The 22,808-nt window shown below is 40.3% G+C and carries 22 protein-coding genes; 9 read left to right on the top strand and 13 right to left on the bottom strand.

Annotated features, from left to right (window positions below; translation table 11 throughout):
• Positions 1 to 45: 45 nt before the first annotated feature.
• A complete protein-coding gene (locus SLH46_RS21245) occupies positions 46 to 252 on the bottom strand; it encodes a hypothetical protein (protein WP_320283239.1) in 207 nt (68 codons plus the stop codon).
• Positions 253 to 783: 531 nt separating this feature from the next.
• Between SLH46_RS21245 and SLH46_RS21240 the strand changes: the two genes are divergently transcribed.
• The gene (locus SLH46_RS21240) at positions 784 to 1,893 is read left to right on the top strand and encodes a choloylglycine hydrolase family protein (RefSeq protein ID WP_320283238.1); all 1,110 of its coding nucleotides are present in this window, start codon (positions 784 to 786) and stop codon (positions 1,891 to 1,893) included.
• A 62-nt stretch (positions 1,894 to 1,955) separates the two neighbouring features.
• Here the strand turns inward: SLH46_RS21240 and SLH46_RS21235 are convergent, their stop codons facing one another.
• The 3 genes from SLH46_RS21235 to SLH46_RS21225 all read right to left on the bottom strand — a co-directional run bounded on the left by SLH46_RS21235 (position 1,956) and on the right by SLH46_RS21225 (position 6,515).
• A complete protein-coding gene (locus tag SLH46_RS21235; protein WP_320283237.1) occupies positions 1,956 to 3,230 on the bottom strand; it encodes an NAD(P)/FAD-dependent oxidoreductase in 1,275 nt (424 codons plus the stop codon).
• Between the two features lie 187 nt (positions 3,231 to 3,417).
• On the bottom strand, positions 3,418 to 5,700 hold the full coding sequence (locus SLH46_RS21230) for a glycoside hydrolase family 3 C-terminal domain-containing protein (protein ID WP_320283236.1): 2,283 nt from the start codon (positions 5,698 to 5,700) through the stop codon (positions 3,418 to 3,420).
• Between the two features lie 359 nt (positions 5,701 to 6,059).
• A complete protein-coding gene (locus SLH46_RS21225) occupies positions 6,060 to 6,515 on the bottom strand; it encodes a DUF1801 domain-containing protein (protein ID WP_320283235.1) in 456 nt (151 codons plus the stop codon).
• Between the two features lie 304 nt (positions 6,516 to 6,819).
• Between SLH46_RS21225 and SLH46_RS21220 the strand changes: the two genes are divergently transcribed.
• The gene (locus SLH46_RS21220; RefSeq protein WP_320283234.1) at positions 6,820 to 7,815 is read left to right on the top strand and encodes an adenosine kinase; all 996 of its coding nucleotides are present in this window, start codon (positions 6,820 to 6,822) and stop codon (positions 7,813 to 7,815) included.
• Positions 7,816 to 8,079: 264 nt separating this feature from the next.
• Here the strand turns inward: SLH46_RS21220 and SLH46_RS21215 are convergent, their stop codons facing one another.
• Both SLH46_RS21215 and SLH46_RS21210 read right to left on the bottom strand, forming a co-directional pair.
• Positions 8,080 to 8,694, bottom strand: a complete 615-nt coding sequence (locus SLH46_RS21215) for a deoxynucleoside kinase (protein ID WP_320283233.1) — start codon at positions 8,692 to 8,694, stop codon at positions 8,080 to 8,082.
• A 38-nt stretch (positions 8,695 to 8,732) separates the two neighbouring features.
• The gene (locus SLH46_RS21210) at positions 8,733 to 10,253 is read right to left on the bottom strand and encodes a GH3 auxin-responsive promoter family protein (protein ID WP_320283232.1); all 1,521 of its coding nucleotides are present in this window, start codon (positions 10,251 to 10,253) and stop codon (positions 8,733 to 8,735) included.
• A 256-nt stretch (positions 10,254 to 10,509) separates the two neighbouring features.
• Here SLH46_RS21210 and SLH46_RS21205 point away from each other — a divergent pair, with 256 nt between their 5' ends.
• From SLH46_RS21205 to SLH46_RS21195, 3 genes are all read left to right on the top strand, one after another.
• Positions 10,510 to 11,034, top strand: coding sequence for a CvpA family protein (locus tag SLH46_RS21205; RefSeq protein ID WP_320283231.1), 525 nt, complete (start codon positions 10,510 to 10,512; stop codon positions 11,032 to 11,034).
• Complete coding sequence (locus SLH46_RS21200; RefSeq protein WP_320283230.1) at positions 11,024 to 12,109, top strand: DUF3667 domain-containing protein; 1,086 nt, start codon at positions 11,024 to 11,026, stop codon at positions 12,107 to 12,109. The genes SLH46_RS21205 and SLH46_RS21200 overlap by 11 nt, the downstream gene beginning before the upstream one ends.
• 79 nt (positions 12,110 to 12,188) lie before the next feature.
• A complete protein-coding gene (locus SLH46_RS21195) occupies positions 12,189 to 12,548 on the top strand; it encodes a DUF6249 domain-containing protein (protein WP_320283229.1) in 360 nt (119 codons plus the stop codon).
• 71 nt (positions 12,549 to 12,619) lie between these two features.
• On the opposite strand, the gene fmt is transcribed toward SLH46_RS21195, so the two are convergent.
• Together fmt and SLH46_RS21185 are read right to left on the bottom strand one after the other, a co-directional pair.
• A complete protein-coding gene (gene fmt / locus SLH46_RS21190; protein WP_320283228.1) occupies positions 12,620 to 13,594 on the bottom strand; it encodes a methionyl-tRNA formyltransferase in 975 nt (324 codons plus the stop codon).
• A gap of 2 nt (positions 13,595 to 13,596) precedes the next feature.
• Positions 13,597 to 13,797: a DUF5522 domain-containing protein gene (locus SLH46_RS21185; RefSeq protein WP_320283227.1), complete on the bottom strand. Its 201-nt coding sequence runs from the start codon at positions 13,795 to 13,797 to the stop codon at positions 13,597 to 13,599.
• 66 nt (positions 13,798 to 13,863) lie between these two features.
• Here SLH46_RS21185 and SLH46_RS21180 point away from each other — a divergent pair, with 66 nt between their 5' ends.
• Positions 13,864 to 14,259, top strand: a complete 396-nt coding sequence (locus SLH46_RS21180; RefSeq protein ID WP_320283226.1) for a hypothetical protein — start codon at positions 13,864 to 13,866, stop codon at positions 14,257 to 14,259.
• 3 nt (positions 14,260 to 14,262) lie between these two features.
• Here SLH46_RS21180 and SLH46_RS21175 read toward each other — a convergent pair whose 3' ends face one another.
• The 3 genes from SLH46_RS21175 to tyrS all read right to left on the bottom strand — a co-directional run bounded on the left by SLH46_RS21175 (position 14,263) and on the right by tyrS (position 18,040).
• Positions 14,263 to 15,729 carry an O-antigen ligase family protein gene (locus SLH46_RS21175; protein ID WP_320283225.1) on the bottom strand — a complete coding sequence of 489 codons (1,467 nt, stop codon included), beginning with the start codon at positions 15,727 to 15,729 and terminating at the stop codon, positions 14,263 to 14,265.
• A 1-nt stretch (position 15,730) separates the two neighbouring features.
• Positions 15,731 to 16,678 (bottom strand): Wzz/FepE/Etk N-terminal domain-containing protein, encoded by a 948-nt coding sequence (locus tag SLH46_RS21170; RefSeq protein WP_320283224.1) that lies wholly within the window; start codon positions 16,676 to 16,678, stop codon positions 15,731 to 15,733.
• A 69-nt stretch (positions 16,679 to 16,747) separates the two neighbouring features.
• Positions 16,748 to 18,040 (bottom strand): tyrosine--tRNA ligase, encoded by a 1,293-nt coding sequence (gene tyrS, locus SLH46_RS21165; RefSeq protein ID WP_320283223.1) that lies wholly within the window; start codon positions 18,038 to 18,040, stop codon positions 16,748 to 16,750.
• A gap of 230 nt (positions 18,041 to 18,270) precedes the next feature.
• On the opposite strand from tyrS, the gene SLH46_RS21160 reads away from it, so the two are divergent.
• Both SLH46_RS21160 and SLH46_RS21155 read left to right on the top strand, forming a co-directional pair.
• Positions 18,271 to 18,852, top strand: coding sequence for an RNA polymerase sigma factor (locus SLH46_RS21160; RefSeq protein WP_320283222.1), 582 nt, complete (start codon positions 18,271 to 18,273; stop codon positions 18,850 to 18,852).
• Positions 18,845 to 19,204, top strand: a complete 360-nt coding sequence (locus SLH46_RS21155; protein WP_320283221.1) for a hypothetical protein — start codon at positions 18,845 to 18,847, stop codon at positions 19,202 to 19,204. The genes SLH46_RS21160 and SLH46_RS21155 overlap by 8 nt, the downstream gene beginning before the upstream one ends.
• Positions 19,205 to 19,253: 49 nt before the next feature.
• On the opposite strand, the gene SLH46_RS21150 is transcribed toward SLH46_RS21155, so the two are convergent.
• Together SLH46_RS21150 and SLH46_RS21145 are read right to left on the bottom strand one after the other, a co-directional pair.
• Positions 19,254 to 19,643, bottom strand: coding sequence for a hypothetical protein (locus SLH46_RS21150; RefSeq protein WP_320283220.1), 390 nt, complete (start codon positions 19,641 to 19,643; stop codon positions 19,254 to 19,256).
• Positions 19,644 to 19,945: 302 nt separating this feature from the next.
• Positions 19,946 to 20,884: a glucosaminidase domain-containing protein gene (locus tag SLH46_RS21145; protein ID WP_320283219.1), complete on the bottom strand. Its 939-nt coding sequence runs from the start codon at positions 20,882 to 20,884 to the stop codon at positions 19,946 to 19,948.
• Between the two features lie 302 nt (positions 20,885 to 21,186).
• Between SLH46_RS21145 and SLH46_RS21140 the strand changes: the two genes are divergently transcribed.
• On the top strand, positions 21,187 to 22,536 hold the full coding sequence (locus SLH46_RS21140; RefSeq protein ID WP_320283218.1) for a tetratricopeptide repeat protein: 1,350 nt from the start codon (positions 21,187 to 21,189) through the stop codon (positions 22,534 to 22,536).
• Positions 22,537 to 22,808 lie beyond the last annotated feature (272 nt).

Genomic DNA, 22,808 nt, shown 5'->3' with positions numbered 1-22,808 from the left:
AAATTAAGAAAACCATCTCTTAATTTTTATACCAACGTGTCCAAATTAGGCTGAAGATTTACACCAAATCCAAGTGTAATCTCTTGTATTATTATAGCAATAATCATTTATAGTCTTACCCCATGAGCCGAAAAAGATATCTGAACTTGAATCATTTTGGTCTAATAAAATTCCAATTAAACAAGCAGATTTAACCAAGTCAAATTTATCCTGATATTTTTCTTCCAAATATTTTAATCTTCTTTTAGTCATTTATTAAGATAATTTACTTTTTTAAATTTCAACCTTGCCCATAACTAGTGAATAACATCACCAATGGATGTTATTTCCATTATCTCATTTTTAAAGGTGATGTTATACCTCCAAATATAAGGAATAACATACCATATTATGTTTATTTTAATTGTGACTTCTATTATTTGTGGGTGCGTATTCAACGGCCTTTGGTTTTTACTGCATTAAATATAATGTTTTTTCGGTGACATTTTGAAAGACAGTTTCTTAAAGCGTAATAATTGGATGGCATATCCCGGTTTTTTAGCATGTTCGTAAAATAAGAAACCATCATTTATAAATGGACATATGTTTGAAAAATAGGACGTGTGCTCTTGACTTTCTGTAAAACACGCTGTACCTTGCAGAGACTAAATGTATAGTCAAATCAGAAAATTGTATTTAATCATCGCTTCTGAAAAGAGCTAAAGTTGTTTTTAATTAAAGATGAACCAACGCAAGTACATAATACTAGCAATACTCAAAATCATTTATCTATAAACTCAACAAATGAAAACACAAGTATCGTTTTTTATTTTACTGGTGGTAGCAAGCATTTTTGCATTGCCACACACTTATGCATGCACCGGTTTGCGCTTAATTGCAGCCGATAATGGAGTTGTAGTTGGCCGAACGCTGGAGTTTGGTCTCGATCCGCAATCGGAGATTCTGGTGCTGCCGGCAGGTAGTAAAATCTTCAGCTCGCTACCTGACAAATCAAAAGGTATTTCTTATACGTCGAAATATGGAATTGTAGGGGCCAATGGATTTGGTTTCGATGTGCATATTGATGGTATAAACGACACAGGTTTGTATGTTGGCGGATTTTATTTTCCCGGTTATGCCAGTTATAACCAGCCCGATCCTCAAAAATATGCTGTTTCCATGGCTGCCGAAGATTACGGAACCTGGTTGCTGGCAAATTTCTCGTCGGTTGAAGAAGTAAAAGCCAACTTTGATAAAGTTTTCCTGGTTGAAAATCCGATTGAAGCCATTGGCGGAATGAGTTTTCCTGCGCATTACATTATTCACGATCGTACAGGAGCTTGTATCGTTATTGAGCCTTTAAACAAAACACTGGTTATTTACGATAATCCGGTTGGAGTTTTTACCAATTCGCCTGCGTTCGACTGGCATATGACAAACCTGAATAATTACATCAATCTTTCGGTAGTAAATGTTGAACCTGTTGACTTTAATGGTACTAATTTCAGCGCTTTTGGCGAAGGAAGTGGTTTGCACGGTTTACCCGGTGACGGCACTCCGCCTTCACGGTTTGTTCGTGCAACGGTATATTCTCAATCGGCAGAACAAAAAGAAAGCGCTGAAGAAACGGTACCCCAGGTTTTTCATCTTATGAATAACTTTGATATTCCCGTTGGTTCGGTGCGCGATGTGGTAAAAAGCGGGGAGGAGGAAACGGTTATCAATGAAATAACATCGTGGACCACCGTTATTGATTTAAAGAATCTCACCTATTCCTTCAAAACTTATCAGGGGCAAAATGTGCTTCAGGTTGATGTTAAAAAAGCGCTTGCAGAAGCAAAATACGAAGCCCAACATATTCCGATGAGCTCGGAATTTAATATCAAGGATGTTTCGACTGACTTTGTAAATTGAAAAATTATTCGGTTGCAATTCAAATGAATCAGGAATTGCAACCGAATAAAACAAGTCCATGTTTATCTGTTTTCCCTTTCTGTTGGTTTAATAATCATTCTGAAATACTGGTCTTTATAGATGTAATACCCCAGCCAGTTATACAGGGTTCGTACTTTGTTTTTAAAATTTACCAGTCCCATAATGTGCACAAAAATCCAAATAAGCCAGGCGTTAAAACCTTTTACCGAATATTTCTGCCCCGGGAAATCGAGCACGGCTTTATTTCTTCCGATTATTGCCAGCGAACCTTTGTCGGTATATTGGAATGGCTTCCAATTGTCGTCTTTTCGCATTAAGTTTTCTGCCAGGTTTTTTGCCTGTTGCAGGGCCTGTTGCGCCAGTTGCGGGTGTCCGTTCGGGTAGTCGTTATCGCCAAGAATAAGGGCGCAGTCGCCCAAAGCATAAATGTTGTCGTACGAGTGGACCTGGTTAAATTGATTCGTTTTTAATCGTTTACCGGCGCCAAAACAATCATCGGAGAATCCCGGAAATGTTTTTGCCGAAACTCCGGCTGCCCAAATCAGGTTTTTCGATGGAATTTCCTTGCCATTCGACAAATACACCGTTTCGTCGCGAAAGTCTTTCACCATGGTATTCATGATTAAATTCACGCCCAGTTCCGATAGTTTTTTAGCGGTGTATTGCTGGGCTTGTTTCGACATGGGCGCCAAAACAGAATTCTGTCCGTCGATCAGACTAATTTCACCAAGATCTGATTTCTTTAATTCCGGATAATCTTTTATAATAATTGAACTTCTCATTTCGGCCAAAATACCCGAAAGTTCAACTCCTGTAGGTCCGGCACCGGCAATAACAAAGGTGAGGTGTTTTTTCCGCTCTTCTTCATCCTGAATTCTTGTGGCGCGGTCGAGGCGGGTTAAAATAACATTTCGCAGCGACAATGAATCGCTTATCGTTTTCATGGGCAAGCTGTCGCGCTCAATGTTTTTGTTGCCAAAGAAATTGGTCTCGGTACCGGTTGCCATTACCAAAATATCGTACTCAATTTCGCCGTTGCTCAATATAACTTTATTCTCTTCGGGCACCACTTTTTCAAGCGATCCCAATCGAAATCCGGCGTTATTAAATTTTCGCAGAATCTTCCGAAACGGGTAACTTATAGCCGACGGTTCCATAAAACCGGTGGATACCTGGTAAATTAATGGCGGAAAGAAATTATAATTGTTACTATCAACCAAAACAACCTTGTAGTCGTTTGAATTTCCCAATCTTTTCACAAGTTCCAAACCTGCAAAACCTCCTCCCACAATAACAATCTTCTTTGTGTTTTTCATCGTGAATTTATCTTTTACACAAGGGTAACAAAGGTAGTGGGGGCAATTGTTCTGAAAATTAAGCCGGTTTAAGAAATTTATTGTTTGGGTTTGATGTAATGTGTTGGAAGTTAGTTGGGTTGACTGGTGTGGGGGAATAAAAAAAAGCCCGGCGAAACCGGGCTTTTTAAATTTATTGAGAATAATATTATTTCAGCGCAACTTGTTTTTTCAAACGGATATCGCCTGACGAAGCACCTACCAGCAATTCAATATCACAAAGGTCGTTGTCCCAGGCGTGGTTTTCTTCGTTCCAGTATTGTAGTTTTTCTACCGGAATGTCTAAAGTTACCGTTTGGCTTTGGCCAGGCTCGAGCGCCACACGTGTAAAAGCTTTTAACTCTTTAAACGGCCATTCAACCGATGGATTGATGCGGTGAACATACACCTGAACCACTTCTTCGGCAACCATCTCTCCGGCATTACTCAGGTTAAACGACAATGAAATAGTTTCATCAGCTCCATAACTTTCTTTGCTTGTATTCAGATCAGCATAGGCAAATTCGGTGTACGATAAACCGTGTCCGAAAGGATACATCACCGGTTTGTTTTTGGTATCGAACCAGCGGTAGCCTACCAGCGATTCTTCTGAATAATAAGCTGTGTTTGGATCGTTCTCGAGGTTGCCGTCGGCAGCGTGTGCTTCCGATTCTTTTTCGTCAACAAGGTCAACAAAAATATCGCCTTTTTTAGCTCCCTGCGGATAGTTGCCCAGCGCGTAAGCCGGCGAATCTTCGAGTTTAATTGGCAGTGTAAATGGCAAACGTCCACTTGGCGAAATGTTACCGAGCAAAATGTCGGCCAGTGCATTTCCGCCTTCGGTACCGTTAAACCACGATTGCACCAATGCTTTCGATAGTGGCTGTACTGCGTTCAGATCGTTTGGCGCACCACTTACCAGTACAGTAACGATATTCTCGTTTACAACACTTAACTGTTTAATTAAATCATCCTGCCCCGAAGGAAGGAAGATCGTTTTGCGGTCGTTGGCTTCGGTTTCTACGGCGCGGTTGTCGCCGCCAATAAACAGCACAAGATCAGCTTTCGCAGCCAGTTCAACAGCTTCTTTATTTAGTTTTTTGTTCAGGATCGCTTTCTCTTTTTCCTCGCGGTCGATCTTTTCCTGTGGTTTGTTTCCAAAGATGGCTTCGTAATCCAACTCCACCGGAACATAACCCTGTGCATATTGAATTTCTGCCTTGTCGCCAATTTTGTTTTTCAGGCCTTCAAGTGGTGTAACTTCGTACAGCGTTTTTACGCCTGCACCAATACCACCGCTTCCCATTTCGCGAACAGCGTTTTCGCCAATTACAGCGATCAATGGTTTTTCGCTAAGATCAAGCGGAAGGATGCCTTCGTTTTTCAGCAGCACCACCGATTTACTTGCAACATCGTAAGCAATTTTCTGGCTTTCGGGTTGCGAAGTAATCACCTGGTTAGCTTCTTCAGCTGGAACAGGATCGATGGCCATACGAACACGCAGAATCTCGCGTACACGCAGGTCAATCACGTCTTCCGAAACGGCACCGGCATTTACCGAGTCAAGCAATGCTGCACCCAAATATTTACTGTCGGGCATTTCAACGTTCAAACCGTGTTTTACCGACTCAACAGTTGAGTGAGTTCCGCTCCAGTCAGAAACCACAAAACCACCAAATCCCCATTCGTCGCGAAGGATCTGGTTCAGCAGCACGTCGTTTTCAGCACACCACCAGCCATTAACTTTATTGTATGCCGACATCACACTGTATGCGTCTGCTTCCTGAACAGCAGCTTTAAACGGGGGCAGGTAAATCTCGCGCATGGCGCGTTCGCCAATGATCACGTTTACCGTTCCACGGTTGTTTTCCTGGTTGTTCAGTGCATAGTGTTTTAAACAAGCGGCCACGCCATTGTCTTGCGCACCTTTTGTGTACTCCACAGCCAGTTGCGAGCTCAGGAACGGATCTTCACTCATGTATTCATAAGTACGTCCGCCGGTTGGAATTCGCTGAATATTGATAGCAGGTCCGAGAATTACATCTTTACCGCGCAAACGGGCTTCTTTAGCCATTCCTGTTCCGTAGGCGTAAGCCAGCTCCGGACTCCAGGTTGCTGCAAGCGCCGATCCGGTAGGGAAGAAGGTCGCTTTGTCGTTTTCCCAGCCAAGCGGTGCCCAGCCTTTTGGCTGCATTTCCTCACGGATTCCAAACGGTCCGTCGGCATAAATCATGTCGGCAATGCCAAGGCGTTCAACACCGGCCGATACAAACATGTACTTTCCGTGTAACATGTTTACTTTTTCTTCCAGTGTCATTTGTGAAATGATCCCGTCGATCTGTTCGTCGTATTGAAACAACGAGGATTTAAAGGTTTCCGGTTGTGAAGTTTTCTGTGTACATGCCCCAAGCAATACCGCTAAAAGCATAACCATTGTGATTTTGTAGTTCATAATATGTTTCGATTTTTAATTTTATTTAGTCTTTGCAAGAAAACGCCAAATACTGCGTTACTCTCGCTTTTGAAACAGTCATTTACATTTAGTAAACTCCTTGATTTCAAAAACTCGAAAGCCTTGTCTTTGACGTTTTTTATCAAAGACCTGGAAGTGGTCAGTTTTCTTTTTTTGATACTTCTATTTTTTTATCAAATCGGGCGCAAAATAGTGCGGGTTTTATTTGCAACCGTCAATTTTTTAATTTCATATTGTAAAAGTAACAAAAAGAAATGAATAGCAGACAAATAAATGTATTTGAAGCTATTAAATGAACTGAAGAAGAAAGCTGAGGGACAGTGGTAAGATGTTGTAGTTTAGCGTTTAATCTGCTGTTCGTAAAGATCGATCCATTCGGAACAACTCATTTTTTTTGCCAGCTCGGTGATCAGGCCGAAAGGAATTTTGTCGATCTTTTTAAAACGGATACAGCTTTTTCCCATATCTAGTTTTGTGGTGCAGTGTTTTGGATATTCGGCAATAAACCAGTCGAGCAGGTTTTTGTTGGCATAAATTCCCATGTGGTAAAGCGCAATAAAATTTTTCTGCGATGCAATATTGATAAACGGCAGTGGCAATTTTGGGTCGCAATGATAGCCGGCCGGGTAAACAGAATGAGGGACAATGTAACCGATCATGCCGTAACTCATCCTCTCTTCAAAACCTTCGGGTAAATTATTTTGGAGAAGCTCACGAAGTGTGGAAACTGCTTTTTGTCTGTCTTCCGGAAGTTGTGCAATGTACTCGTCGGGTGTGTTTGCCTCAATTTTCATGTTTGCTTTTTTTAGAAAACAAAATTTTAACAGATAGGTTTATAAGCCGATCAAGGTTGAAATGGTACTATTAAGTTATGAAAGATTTTCTCCCTTTTACCTCGATCCTAAAGGAAGAAGAGAGAAAATCCGCAGACATCCTTTAGAGTTGAGGTGAATTCAAGGATTTTCGTGCAAGAAATTCAACCTTGATTTACATTTTATACTGAAAATAAAGGTAGTAGTACGTTAGCTACATCCTTATTACCTGTTTTACCGATTCGATAAAAATGCTGATATTTGCGCCACTATAAATTTTATAAAAATGACAAAACAAAATATTCCTGCTGTATTGGGCATGGGCAACGCTTTGGTTGATGTGATCTCGGTTTTGGAGAGCGATTCGTTGCTTGAAAAATTTGGATTACCACGCGGCAGTATGACACTGGTTGATGCCGACCAGTCGAAAACAATTTACGATGCCACTTACTCTGAAAAAAGTGAGGTGGCTACCGGAGGATCAGTGGCTAATTCGATAAGAGCACTGGCCAACCTTGGCGGAAATGCCGGGTATATGGGGAAAATCGGTCGCGATGATCTGGGCGATCTTTTTCGTAACGATTTTGAAAAACGCGGTGTAAAAACGCATCTGTTTCACAGCGAAAGTGCTACGGGAAGAGTGATGGGCCTGGTAAGTCCCGACTCGGAACGCACCATGGCTACCTACCTTGGCGCTGCTGCCGAAATGCTTCCCGAAGAGGTGACAGAGGAATTGTTTCACGGATATGAATATGTTTATATTGAAGGGTACCTGGTTTTTAATCACGACCTGATAAAAGCCTGTGCTGAGGCTGCTAAAAAGGCGGGAGTAAAAATCGCTGTCGACCTTTCGAGCTTTAATGTTGTTGAGGCTAATCTTGACTTTTTGAAAGAGTTGATCAGGGATTATGTGGATATTGTTTTTGCCAACGAAGAAGAAGCCAAATCATACACCGGACTTGATCCGGAAGCTGCCCTGCATGAAATTGCAAAAGGCGATAAGATTGCCGTTGTAAAAGTTGGTAAGGACGGATCGATGATTAAACAAGGTGAGGATGTGGCGCGTGTTGGTGTTATTCCAGCCAAAGCGCTGGATACAACCGGAGCTGGCGATGCTTACGCCGCCGGATTCTTTTATGGCTTGACAAATGGTTACGACCTGGAAAGATGTGGAAAAATTGCTGCACTTGTTTCAGGGAAAGTGGTCGAAGTAATGGGACCGAACCTTGCCGATAATCAATGGCCTGCGGTAAAAGCTGAGATTGAAAAGATTGTTGGCTAAACGCAGAGGCAGATTATCGACCCCTTTGGCTGTCGCCATTTCCCCTCCAGAGGGGAAACAGTTTTATTGGAAATAGAGACATAATTGTTTTGTTCTGGCCAGTTTGAAATTTTGCTCACTTGCAAGGGGAGCTCCCGTCAGATGACGGGTGAAGGGTAGAACTTAATTCAAAAAAACTGTCATTTCGAAGGAAGAATGACTGAGAAATCTGTTACAGATTCTCGCTTCACTCGAAATGACAGTTCTTATTTTATAGCTAATATTCTAAAATAATCCGTGAATCTGAGCATCGATCTTATCGATTACAAAACTAAGGTCTTCTGGATTGGCTGTAAAATCAAGATCATCAACATTAACCACCAGCAATTTTCCCATTTTATAACCACTAATCCAGCTCTCGTAACGTTCGTTAAGCTGTTTCAAATAATCGAGTCGGATAGAGTTTTCGTACTCACGCCCCCGTTTCTGAATCTGGTTTACAAGTGTAGGAATTGATGCACGTAAATAGATCAACAAATCCGGTGGCTGGATAAGACTGGCCATTAAATCGAACAAGGATTTGTAATTGCCAAAATCGCGGGTGCTCATTAAACCCATGGCGTGCAGGTTAGGCGCAAAAATCTCGGCATCCTCGTAAATTGTACGGTCCTGGATAATGGTTTTTCCCGACTTTCGGATATCGATAATTTGTTTAAAACGCGAATTCAAAAAGTAAATCTGCAGGTTAAACGACCAACGCTGCATATCGTTGTAGAAATCGTTCAAATACGGATTTTCGTCCACGTCTTCGTAGTGTGGTGTCCATTTATAGTGTTTGGCCAGAAGTTCGCTCAATGTTGTTTTTCCGGCGCCAATATTTCCGGCTATTGCAATGTGCATATTCAATTATTTTTTTCAAATTCTAAAGTATAAAAAAATTACCGCCCAGTCCCCAGAATGTTCATAAGTTCGTCCAGATATTTTCGGTTATTGGCCAGACGCGGAATTTTGTTTTGCCCGCCAACTTTGCCGCGTTGTTTCATCCAGTTATAAAATGTTCCTTTTGGTGCCACCGTAAGATGCAGCATTTCAAGGGTCATGTTTTTGTGGCGTTTGGCTTCGTAATCCGAGTTCAGTGTTTTTAACGAATTATCGAGTATCGTTTTAAAGTGATCGACGTCTTTCGGAGCCTTGGCAAATTCAATGATCCACTGGTGTGCACCTTTGCTGTTGTCGCCCATAAATACCGGGCCGGCAGTGTATTCATTTACGATTGCCCCAGTGTGGTGGCAGGCAATTTTCAGCGCCTGCTCAGCATTGTCAATAATCAACTCCTCGCCAAAAGCATTGATAAAATGTTTGGTTCGGCCGGTTACCTTTATTTTGTAAGGATATTTGTTCGTAAACTTTATGGTGTCGCCAATGATATAACGCCACAATCCGGCATTGGTAGAAATCACCAGGGCATAGTTTTCGTTCAGCTCCACTTCTTCGAGGCTAAGTACCCGTGGATTTTCGCTGCCAAATTCCGACATGGGAATAAATTCGTAATAAATACCATAATCGAGCATCAGTAACATATCGTCGCGGTCTTCGTTGTCCTGAATACCAAAAAATCCTTCCGACGCATTGTAGGTCTCCACATAATGCATTTGTGACGACGGAATAATTTTCCGGTACTGCTCGCGGTAAGGTTCAAAGTTTACACCTCCATGTGCAAACACTTCGAGGTTTGGCCACACTTCCAACAGGTTCGATTTTCCGGTTTTTTCCAATACCCGCTTAAATAAAACAAGGTACCACGACGGAACACCGGCAAATGCAGTAACATTCTGATCGAGCGTGGTGTCGATTATCTTTTCAACTTTTTCCTCAAATTCCTCAATAAGCGCAATCTCTGCAGCGGGCGTTCTGAACAAGTCCGACCAAAACGGTTCGTTCTCGATCATAATCGCCGACAGGTCGCCGTGAAACGAGTTGTTGTTAAAGTTGTTTACCCGGTGGCTGCCGCCGAGCGTCAATATTTTTCCTTTTAAAACTTTCGAATCGGGATTGGTGGTAATGTATTGCGCAAAAACATCTTTGGGACCGCGAAGGTGGCAGTCTTCCAGTGCTTCTGCGGTAACGGGTATAAATTTACTTTTATCGCTGGTAGTGCCGCTCGATTTGGCAAACCACTTTACAACGCCGGGCCAAAGCAGATCCTTCTCTCCCTGACGCAGACGCTCTACATAAGGTTTTATGTCGTTGTAACTTTGCAGCGGTGTTGCTTGCTGAAATGTTCTTAAAGAGTTTACATCATCAAAATTGTGCGCTTTGCCCCATTCCGTATCTTTTGCACTTTGCAGGAGACTAAATAACGTTTCGTTTTGGATTTCGTGCGGATATTCGCGATAGTACTGTATTTGGTAGTTTCGCTTTATGTTTACCCACTTAATTACTGAATTTAGTAGAGGCATTTGTTACGTTTAATTGTATGGATGCCAAATTTATGAATAATTGTGGCAATTATCCAAGCTAAAATAAGTGGGCAGAGGGCAATATTTGAGAGCGAAACAAAAATAAAAAACGGAATAACGCCGTTTAACCTTAAAAATAGTCGGCTGACCGATTGACCTGTTTTTATACTAGAGTCTAATTTTTATATTTACCATCGTCAAAAACACGCAATACAATTCGATTTTTGACAAACCTTGCAACCAAAGAAGTTACATTATGAATTACATTGATATTGTTTTAGGCATATTGTTGATCCTCTCGGCAATTAACGGATTTAGTAAAGGATTGATCTCCGAAGTTGCTTCCATAGCCGCACTGATTCTTGGTATTTGGGGAGCAATTAAATTTTCGTATATCACCACCGATTTTCTGATCGAAAACTTTAACATGAAACCGGACCACATGAACATCATATCATTTGTAATTACTTTCGTGGTGATTGTTATTCTGGTGCACATTATTGGCAGTACGGTTAGCAAATTGGCCGAAACTGTTTTACTCGGTTTTGCCAACAAATTAGCCGGACTGGTTTTCGGAGTTTTAAAATCGGCCTTGATATTAAGTATAATATTGGTTATTTTCGACAAAATTGATGAAGACGTGCATATCCTTTCGCGAGATGCAAAACAAAACTCGCGGATGTACGAACCGATTCGGTCGTTTGCACCATCAATATTCCCGTTTATTGAAGGATGGGAGGTTGATATGAAAGATAACCAGAATTACAAAAATGTGGTCTAAAATAAAAGAGCGTTTTAAGGGAAAAGACAATTCCAACTGGCACATCGATATTGATTGTTTAAATTGTGGCACAAACTTTTCGGGGCATTATTGTCCGAATTGCGGGCAAGCAGTAAAGGAGTACGACAAACCGTTCGGATTTATCTTTTTTAATTTTTTGGGCGACTTTTTTGCCTTCGATACCCGCTTTTTTAAAACCTTGCTGGCATTGGTTGCACGGCCAGGTTTCCTCACCAAAGAATACTTTGCCGGAAGAAGAGTACGCTACTCTCCACCTTTCCGGATTTTTGTTTTTGTAAGTTTTATTCTCTTCTTTTTGTTGCAAATTGTTACCAATCGTGGTTTGTCAACTGTATTGGATTCCGATTTAAAAGAAGCAAAGTTAGGGCTTGATTCTATTTCTGTAGTTGCAGCTGATTCGATCTTTAATCAGGTAAACGATCAAATGTCAGCGGAAGAAAAGCTGGCGATTGATAATGTTTTAAATAAGGGAAATATTAAGCTGGACAGTGTAGATGTTGCCAAATCAGCAAATCAGATTAATTTGGGAGATTGGGGTGGCGCTAATAATATCAGGTTAGCTTTAAATGCACAGGCTGATAAAATGGAACAGGAGTTGGAGGAAGAAACCGATCCGGAAAAACGTGCCGAATTGCAGGAAAATATCCGAATGTTACGCTCTCCGGAAGCTACCATGGCAAAAATACTCAAGTACATTTCGTATGCATTTTTTCTGTTGCTGCCATTGTTTGCAATGATTTTAAAATTGATCTACATCCGTAGGCGTCATAATTACATGCGTCACCTGGTGTTTTCCATTCATATCCATTCGTTTATCTTTTTAGTGATGACCGCCATTATTGGCTTGTATCTTCTGGTTGAAGGAAACATCAATACGGTTGCAGGTATTTTGTTTCTCTCTATTCCGCTGTATATTATTGTCGCTTTAAAGAAGTTTTACGGACAATCGATAGGGAAGGTAGTAGTGAAATTTTTCGCACTATCATTCATTTATAACTTCGTGTTTTTTACAGTAATTCTTCTTGCTTCACTCGATGCGATTAATCTGCTCTGAAAATTAATTTAAAAAAGTTGCAACATTTTTTTCACTGCCGTAGTCAAACGGTCAGAAAATACATTTAAAAACAATAATTATGGAAGAATTAATTGCAGTAGCCGTAGTTTTTTTTGGGTCATATCACATTATTAAACTTTTTTCGACCCACCTGCTTAAGCGAAAACTTATTAAGGCAGAACAGTACGAAAGAGTTGGTATTTTGGAAGAACCAAAAATTGAAAGTGATGAATCGAACCGTTATCCTTCGTTAAAGTGGGGATTGGTAGCTTTAATGACCGGTTTGGGTTTTATTATCATCGAAGTACTTGGATTGTTTAACCGTGATATGGTTAGAGGAAGCCAGGCCGTTTTGCCACTTGGTATTTTAATGGTTAGTATCTCACTTGGGTTCCTTATCTATTTCTTTATTATGAACGGAAAAGGCGTTAAGAAATAACAAGACAAACAAAAATCGCTATAAAATCACCCGGCAACTTTGGTTATCCAGAAGTTTGCCGGGTAATTTTTTTATAAAAAATTGTATTCTGCTATTTGTTGAAATCCACGAAGGAATTCCTGAACTTTCATTCGTTTTTTACCCGCGATCTGCAAGTCGGCAATTTGCAACCAACCATTGGTGCAGGCTACTTTTATAAAGTTTTTACCATCGGTTTCAAGGGTGCCCGGAGGCGTGTTTTGGTTGTCTTCAACACGCATGGTCATAAAAATTTTGGTTGCAATTTCTTTCCCCGATTCGTTATGCTTTAAAGTGCTCCACGCAGCAGGGTAGGGCGACAATCCACGAATTAGATTACAAACAGCATCGGCGTCAGCCGACCAATCAATCTTACAATCCTCCTTAAAAATTTTAGGCGCGTGTTTTATTGTTTCGCCCTCGGCAATCAGTTCTTCCTGCGGAATGGCTTTGTAATCTCCTGAGGCAAGTGCATCAACGGTTTCAACAACCAGTTTGGCGCCAATGCCCATCAGTGCATCGTGAATGGTTCCAACCGTGTCGTTTTCCCAAATATCAATCTCCTTACGGAATAATATTTTTCCGGTATCAATTTCATGGTCGAGCAAAAAAGTGGTAACACCGGTGCGTGTTTCTCCATTAATCACCGCCCAGTTTAACGGGGCAGCACCCCGGTATTGTGGCAACAACGATCCGTGCAGGTTAAAAGTCCCCAAACGAGGCATATCCCAAACTACTTCGGGTAACATTCTGAAAGCAACAACAACTTGCAGATCAGCTTCTAGTGCTTTAAGTTCTTCTAGAAACTCCGGATTTTTTAGTTTTTCGGGTTGCATTACATTTAGTCCTTGCTCAGCCGCATACACTTTCACTGCAGATTGGTGTAGTTTCTTGCCACGTCCGGCCGGTTTGTCGGGAGCTGTAATTACACCAACAATATTGTATCCGCTTTCTACCAGTGCCTGTAAACTGGCCACCGCGAAGTCGGGCGTTCCCATAAAAACTATTTTTAAGTCTTTTCCTTGCATAACTATTTCTTTCTGAGGTTGGTATTTCCTTTTTGTGCTTTTGGCCAGTACGGGCAATGGCGGCAACCGTTTGCACAACAATAACCACGGTTGGTCAGGTAAGCTTCGGTCATTACCCGGTAGCCATTTTCAATGTAAAAATCTTTCCCCTCTTTTAACTCATCTTCGTATTTATCAGGAAAAAGGTCGTCGAAATATCCCATTCTCAAATTTTTTTCAAAAGTAGCCAAATTGACTTATCTTTCAGAACACGAAACACAGTTTTTGCCATGGGAATTGAGAAAGATTATTTAATGCGCCAGTTGATGATGTTGTTCGAAGTCATCCATAAAATATTACGCCACCGAAAAAAAGGTGAAGAAGAAGAGGCTGAAAAACAAATTCAGTTTTTTTACGAGTACCTGAAAATTGATGAGGATATAGAGAATCTTTCGGTTGAAGCCTTGATCGAATTACTGGAGAAAGACAAAAATCTGGTAAACGAACAGTTGGAAATGGTAGCTTTTGTTTTAAAGGAGCAAGGCGAACTGGCTGATTCGGATGACAAACGTTTGGATTTTTTCAGGAAGTCGTATTTCATTTTGGAAAAGGTGGAACGCGAAAGCATTTCATTTTCCATGGACCGGCAAATGAAATTAGCAGAATTGAGTGCTTATCTGAATTAGAAATTATTCAGTTACTTGTTTCTGTGCAGTTTCTTTATCGTGCTTTCTTGAAAGAATATCAATGGCAACGATCATTGCCGTGAATCCCCAAAACGGCACTGAAATTTTATCAGTATCCAGAAAGTTATTCAGCAATCCGTGGATGTAATAGGTTACCAAACCTACAAGTGCTGCCAAAACGATTGATCGCAGGCGGTAATCCGTTAAACGGGTGTAGGTGTTCACGGCGGTATAAATCACCACGATTATAATCAGCAAGTAAGTTGCCAAACCCAACACTCCTGATTCGGCCATTGGGCCAAGGTATTCGCTGTGTGCATTTCCTCCGTCGGCCGAGTTGGTACTGATAATTGTACGGTCTTTGCTCAATTGGTATTTGGCATATTTAAACATGTAAGTTCCCGGCCCGTAACCAACCACCGGTTTATCGGCAAACATACGGATGGCACAACTCCAGCGGTTAATACGTTCCAGGTTCGATGCATCGGAGCTAATGTTCGACATTGATGAAATGTGTGTCATCATATTCGCCGACGATTCTTCCGAGTTTTGTTCCAGTTTCATTAAAATTTGCGACTGGAATGCCAGAAACAAAACTATTACAGAAACCACCGTGATAAATAGCGGCTTAAACCGGATGCGTAGTTTTACAACGCTCCAAACTCCAAAAGCTATTACCAGACTAAGCCAGGCGGCACGACTGTATGAAAGTAGTAGTCCCATGGTAACAATTGCAAATGCAATGGACGACAGTATTCTTATATTTTTTGAATAAGATTTACTCAGAATAAACATCACCAAAAAAGGAATGTAAATGGCAGTGGCAGCCCCATAAGAAGTGTGGTCGCGGTAAAACGGCGAAACCACAAAGTGGGCAGCTTGTTTATCCCATAAACCGTAGCCAAGGTGACGATAGGTTGAATAGAAAATTACCACAATCAGCGGAATAACATATAGCCACACGTATTTTTCCATGTTTTTACCGTCTTTAAAAATTTTGGCGGTAAGCAGGTAAAGTCCCACCACAAACCAAATGCGCATCAGCAAAAACTTGAAAGAAACCATTGGCATGGTGCTGGTTACACTGGTAATCAAAATCCAAAACAAATTGAGATAAACAGCCAGCGATACCGGGTGAAGCAATATTTTCCGCTCAAATTGACGTTCCTGTATAACCTTCAGAATAAAAAGCAGGAGCAAGCCAAATAGCAGCGGCTCAGTGGGAATGTACATATCGAAACCAATCCCGGGCAAATATTCGCGGAGCGGAATGGATAAGGGGGCCAGAAAAGCGATGAGGTAAATAACTTTCTCGAACGAAAAAACGGCCAATAAAACTACCGCAAAAGCCAGTGGCAGCACATTGGCATACTGCATGTGCTTTTCTACCACAAACCAAAGATTCAATGCAATAAAACCAATGGAAATGAGATAAAAAAGTGCTATTCGTATGACCGCTTTTTGTGGCACTTTAGTCTTTTTTTCCGTAGTCGAGAACCAAGAATACAAGAAGTGCAAAAAATACCGCCGACAGCGTTGTAAAAGCAACAATCAACCAACGTACCGGGTATGCTTTTTTATCAGCAGGGAAAGGATATTCAACAACGTGGCTGTAAGTGATCTCTTTTTCGAATTCAACTATATGTAGTTCATGAAGCATCGACAATGAATCGATAGCCTGAACTGCTCTGTTGTATTTATCTTCCAATCTGTATGCGCGCGAGCCTTCTTTCGAGAAGTTGTCATACAGTTTTTCAATCTTTTTAGTATCGCCTGCAGCACCACGTCCTGCTGCCAGTGCATTCATGTAACCACGCGTAATTTCATCAACCTGCCCGTACGAGATAATGCCATATTTTTCACGTATACTATCCAGCTCGTGCTCTAATACATCCAGCTCAGCATATTTTTTATCCAGCTGTCTGCCGGTTATATCAATCATTTCCTTGTCTTTGGCTTTATGTATCTCTCGAACCTTTTGATTGTAAAACGAAATAATTGAATCGCACATATCCGAAGCACGCTGCGGATCTTCATCCATCACTTTAATCTCAGCCGTTTCGTATTCTGTTTTGCTTGTACTTACGTTTGTATTGTACTCGGCCAACATGTATGTTCTGTACTGCGGATCTTCTTTGTTGATTTTGTACGCACTGGCAAGATCAAATGAATCGAACATTCTGAATTTGATGTCGTTTGAATTCAGGATCTCGAGCATCTGTTCCGTTTCCGATTCATCACTCATCGTCCAGATGTTGGTAGGGTAGATGCGCGCCGTTGATTTAAACTTGGGTGTAATAAATGCCGGACCCGAAAATACAGCCGACAAAACAACAGCAATTACACCAACTAGTACAAAATGAAATTTGCGTTTCCAAATGAGTTGAAGGATACGCTGGTTGTCAAAAAAATTATCCATAAGATGTGGTTTCAATTCGATCGTGTAATTTCAACGCACCCGAACTGTTTTTAGTATTTAAACTCCTGATTATTCAGCAATAATAAGGTAGTAGTTTTTCTTTCCTTTTTGTGCCAGGATGTATTTGCCGCCGATTAAAAAATCGTTGTTTACAATCAGGTCAGGATCGCCGATCTTCTCTTTGTTAATGCTCAGTCCGTTACCTTTAATTGTACGACGCAGCTCTCCTTTTGATGGAAATACCTCTGTTTTTTCGGCCAACAAATCAATTACATTAATACCTGCACTTAACTCTTCTTTTGAGATGTTGAATTGAGGAACACCCTCAAAAACCGCAAGGAAAGTACTTTCGTTCAGTTTGCGCAATTGCTCGGCAGTACCTTTCCCAAATAGAATTTGTGAGGCTTCAACGGCCATCTCATATTCTTCGCGCGAGTGAACCATAACGGTTACTTCTTCGGCCAGTTTTTTCTGAAGATTACGGGCGTGTGGTGCTTCTTTGTGTTCAGCAATCAAACCTTCTGTTTCTTCCTGACTCAGGAAAGTAAATATCTTAATATAGTTTTCGGCGTCCTCGTCGGAGGTGTTAAGCCAGAATTGGTAAAACTTGTATGGCGATGTAAGATTTGGATCCAACCACACGTTACCCGACTCAGTTTTACCAAATTTTGTTCCGTCGGCTTTTTTAATCAAAGGAATAGTTAATGCAAATGCCTCACTGTCTGATTTTCTACGAATCAATTCAGTTCCCGTTGTAATATTTCCCCATTGATCGGAACCACCCATTTGTAATTTACATCCGAGGTTTTGATTTAACCAGTAAAAATCGTAACCCTGAACCAACTGGTAAGTAAATTCGGTAAATGACATACCGGCTTTGGCATCAGGATTCAGACGCTTTTTAACCGAATCTTTTGCCATCATATAATTTACAGTGATGTGTTTTCCTACGTCGCGAATGAATTCAAGGAAGGTCAAATCCTTCATCCAATCGTAGTTGTTAACCATCAATGCTTTATTGGCGCTGTCGCTTTCAAAATCGATGAACTTTGAAAGTTGTTTTTTAATACCGTTTAAGTTTCGTTCAAGGGTTTCTTCGTTCAACAAATTACGTTCCTGCGATTTTCCCGAAGGATCGCCAATCATTCCGGTTGCGCCACCAACAAGGGCAACAGGTTTGTGGCCTGCAAGTTGAAAACGTTTCAGCAAAATGATTGGAGCTAAACTACCAATGTGCAATGATTCAGCCGTAGGATCGAAACCTACATAAGCAGTTGTCATTTCTTTTTGCAATTGTTCTTCAGTTCCCGGCATTATATCGTGCAACATGCCTCTCCATTTCAACTCTTGTACAAAACTCATCTGTGTAAAATTTATTTATGATCGTGATCGAATCAATCGTTTATAAAAAATCTGCGCAAATATATAAAATGCTGGGTGTTATTCGTTGGCTTTCGGTTCAAAATCAAATCTTGCGGAGGAAATTTATGATTTGCAAACCTTCATTTTCTTCCGGCTTCGGCATACCGTCTTCAAACTTTTCAAAAATTATTGTAACATTTGCCAACCATGCATAGTCTGATGGGATAGTTATGAATGATGCGCAACTGGTTAAACAGGTTTTAAACGGAAACAATCATGCGTTCAGGTTTTTGGTTTCGAAATATCAACGACTTGTGATGCATGTAGTTGGGCGCATTATTCAGCAGGAAGATGAACTGGAAGACATTTGTCAGGAGGTGTTTATTAAGGTGTTTAAAATGCTGAAACGTTTTCGGGGCGATTCGAAACTGTCGACGTGGATTGCAACTATTGCGTACAACACGGCAATAACACATTATCGAAAACAAAAACGAAGAGGCGAATTGTCGTACAGCGAACAACCCAATCTCATTCTTGCTGAAAAAGATCCGGGATTGAACCAGAAAAGTATTGAAAAGGAAGAAGCGAAAAAATATCTCATGCAATTGATTGAATCGTTGCCGGTGAACTACCGAACGGTGATCACGCTGTTTCACCTCGAAGAGTTCTCGTACAAAGAGATAGAAGAAATTACTGGAATGCCCGAAGGAACCATTAAAAGTTACCTGAGCCGGGCACGAAAATTATTAAAAGGCAAGATCGAAAAAGTTGCCCGTTTGGAACAAACTAATATATTTGTTGACTATGTATAACGAAGATCGGAATTTTGATACTGACCAACTCCTGAAAGAGGCATTCACTTCGGAGCCTGAATTCAAGCTGTCGGAGAATTTTACCGACTTACTTGTTGAGAAGGTTGAAAAACGGTTTGCCTGGGCACAATATCTCAGGGAATTTTTGATTTATCTTTCGGTTCTATTCGGAATTATGGTGGTGTCGGCGGTGTTGGCTTTTGTTTGGTACAACGCAAAAGTTGATAACTGGTTGTCTTTTCTGGCTTCCAATGCTTCGTTGGTGATAGGTATAAATCTTTTAGTGGTATTTGTTTTATTTGCCGATCGTGTACTATTAAGGTATTTCATGTACCGGGCATCATCAGAATAGCACCCTGAAGTTCATGTTTAAGATGTGCTCAGGAAAATGATCACTCTTTTTATTCGGTAACCTTCCTGTAATCTGTAAGGAAGAGAATAAAAAGTGCAATAAATGCCACATCGACTAATCCAAACACGGCAAAAACAACATGTGGCAGTTCGCCAATTCCCCAGTTGTACAAAGCCACCCAGGCGTAGGCCAGTTTGTATGCCACAGCCACTTTTACAATGTCTACATTTCGTTTAATATTGCGGTAAACAAACCAGTATAATATTCCCTGTGCAAAAACAAAAGCTGCGTTTAGTTGCAGGTAAGCTTCTGTCTCTGGTAATGGGATATTAAACATGGCGTACACATTTTGGTACAATAGAAAAAAAGAAAAGCCCAGGATTAGATCGTAGGCTGCAGCAATAAGAAAAACTGTTTTGTAAAATTTCAATGTTCTCATAATGGTTCCTCCTCTCGGTTAAAGAACGCTGAAACAGCGATTTTTGGTTATCTATCGCTATTTACGAGAAGGAATAAGAAATAGTTGTGGAATTAGAGTTACAAGCCACAAGTTATAAGTTTTAGCTTTGCAGAAAAATCGTTGGTGGATTAATGACGCAGATTTACATTTTTACCACAGAGTCACACAGAGAAGCCACAACGTTTCACAAAGAGGAAGTCATATTAAAGCATTGAATCAATAAAACATTTTCGCATTAAAACGTACCAACTCACCAATCAATCCTTCAGTCCTTCAATTTCTTACTTTTTCTTGCTATGTAGGTAAATCACTTGTCCCGGTTTTGGCTGCTGACCTTTTTTCATGTTGTTGCGGCGGTACAGCGGTTTTAATTTTATGCCATATAACTGCGAAATGTAATGCATCGTTTCTCCGGGCTGAGCGCGGTGTGTTAGCTTATCTTTTTGGGTTTTATTCTTTTTGGGCTGAATGTAAACCACCTCGTTGGCCACCGGACGGTAACCTGCTGGCTGATCGTTAAAATTGTACAACTCCCAATCTTTTAATCCAAGTTCTTGCGCCAGTATTTCATAAGTATCTCCTTTTTGAGCTACCACTGCTTTAACACGGTTAATTTTACTAACAGTGTGCGAACTGAACGATGTAATTGTAAGCTCTCCCTTGTTGTCGGTGTCGAGTACGTTATGGGCAGTTTGACCATTCATTGGGGTGAAAGTCATTTTTTTGTCGAGGCGGTGCAATTTGTTTTCTTCGATAATTCGAATCAATCGTTTATCGTAATCGTGGGCAGTAGCGTAACCGGCTTTTTTTAGTCCTTTTGCCCAGCCTTTATAATCGGTGTGATCCAGAAGAAAAAGCGAGGCATAACGCGGATTGTTCATGAGAAAATCAGTATGATCTTCGTACGAATCCTTTACCGAGCGGTAACTTCTGAAACACTCATTTCTACGATCATCATCGTAATACACCTTTTTCCCTTTCCAGCTACTTTTACATTTTATACCAAAATGGTTATTCGATTTGCGCGACAATTCGCTGTTGCCATTTCCCGATTCCAGACAACCCTGCGCCATGGTAATACTGGCAGGAATTCCACTGCGGTTCATCTCTTCAATGGCCACCAGTTGCCACTGCCGGATGTACGCATCGCGGGTAATCTTTTGTGAAAAAACAGTTGTGCTCAGTAAAATAAAAAGTAGTAAGGAAATTAGTTGTCTCATGTTTCTGTTACAAAGTTTGCTGATGCCAAAAATAAACTTCAAAAAGCCATTTGCCGATGAAAAGCGTAGCATTTTATAAACAATGAAACGTGAGTAATGTGTCTTTATTTTATGATTTCAATTCTTTAATAACTCGAGGCTGAATACTGTAATAACTATGATAAAGCCTCATCGCGTGTATAGATTCATATACTAATGTCATTTTTTATGTAGGTGAAATTCAGTATATTGTAGTTGGTCGTAAAAATTAAAAGTCGCCTCCAAATACTTCATGATAAAGTTATTTTTTATGTAATTCATAAATGAGAACAATATTTGCAATTGTAACTTGCTTATTCTTGAACACAGCGGTAGCTCAAAATCAACAAGCGGCATTTCTTTATTTCAATAAAGGTGAAATTGAATTTAGAATTGGAAACTTTGATAAAGCAATTAATAGTTTTTCAAAATCGATCGAATTTTATCAATCCGCAAGTACATTCATCTACAGAGCGCGTGTCTTCACACAGATGAGTAAATATGAACAGGCTCTTCAGGATTTAAATGCAGCAATTGAAATTGACTCTAATTGTGAAATGGGATATGTGGAAAGAGGAAGACTAAAAGAACTTTTGTGTGATTATGAAGGAGCGCTTTCTGATCTTAATAAAAGTATTAATTTGGACAATAGTGGTTTAGATCCATATTATGCACACTTCAGTAGAGGACGTATTTACGCGGAACAAAAATTAAATGAATTGGCTCTCCTTGATTTTAATAAGTCAATAGAGCTTCATCCAACTCTCGAATTTGCTTACGTTGAACGAGGAAGATTAAAGGATAAGATGGGTAACGATGAAGAGGCACTCGAAGATTTCGAACAGTGTCTGCAGTTAAACAGTTTTAATTTATACGCTCTTAATAGCAAAGCTTCATTATTGTATGATTTAAAGAGATATGAAGAAGCGATTGAACCAGTTTCAAGAGCTATTCAGATGTATCCTGATTCAAACATTTTTTATTTCCAACGGGGGGATATATATATAGCAATGAAAAAGTATCGCGAAGCTGAGGATGATATAAATTTTGGATTATTCAAAGATTCTGGCAATGATAAAGGTTGGCGTATAAAGGGAGTATTGTATAGAGAAATGAAAAAATACGATGAGTCGATTACCTATTTTAATAAAGCGATAGAGATAAATGGGTCTGCCACAGGTTATTACGAGCTGGCAATAACTTACGGTGAATCGGGTGACTATCAAAAAGCGATTGAACTTCTAACATATATTATTGAGCTGGAGCAGCAATCGATTTATTTTTCTGCCAGAGGAACATATTATTCGAAATCAAATCATCAAAAAAAAGCTCTTTTGGATTTCGATAGTGCTATTGAGTTAGATTCAACTAATGCAATTGCATGGGATGAGAGATCGTACACTCTATTGAAGCTTCAACGTAACGATGAGGCCCTTGTTAGTGTTTCAAAATCTATTTCCATTAATCCTGAGAGTGCAAATGCATATAAAAATCTTTCGCTTATCGAATATTCATTGGGAAAGAAACAGAAAGCAATTGAGGCAGCACAAAAAGCAATTGAACTTAACTACCGGTCAGAAGAAGATGATGAATTTAATTTTCTCATTTCCGTTCTGGAATTAAAACCGAAATAATTAACATTTATGGAAGCTGATTTAAAACCAAATGGATCAGATTATTTGTAACTTATGTGTATAAAAACCAAACTTAACTACCATGAAAAAAGCCTTCATATGCATCTTTTTACTTTTAGTTGTTTCGTTAGTCTATGGCCAAAATCTCTATTCGTCTGAACATCTAAAAATGGCTACAAACGAAGAATTAAATGAATATTTGCTTAAAGTGGAAAAACCGGCCAAACTGACCACCTGATTCCGGGCTAAAGTGACCACCGTTTCCGGAGCAA

The organism is Draconibacterium sp. IB214405 (assembly GCF_033963885.1).
Lineage (GTDB): Bacteria > Bacteroidota > Bacteroidia > Bacteroidales > Prolixibacteraceae > Draconibacterium.
This window is presented reverse-complemented; position numbering and strand designations above follow the sequence as displayed.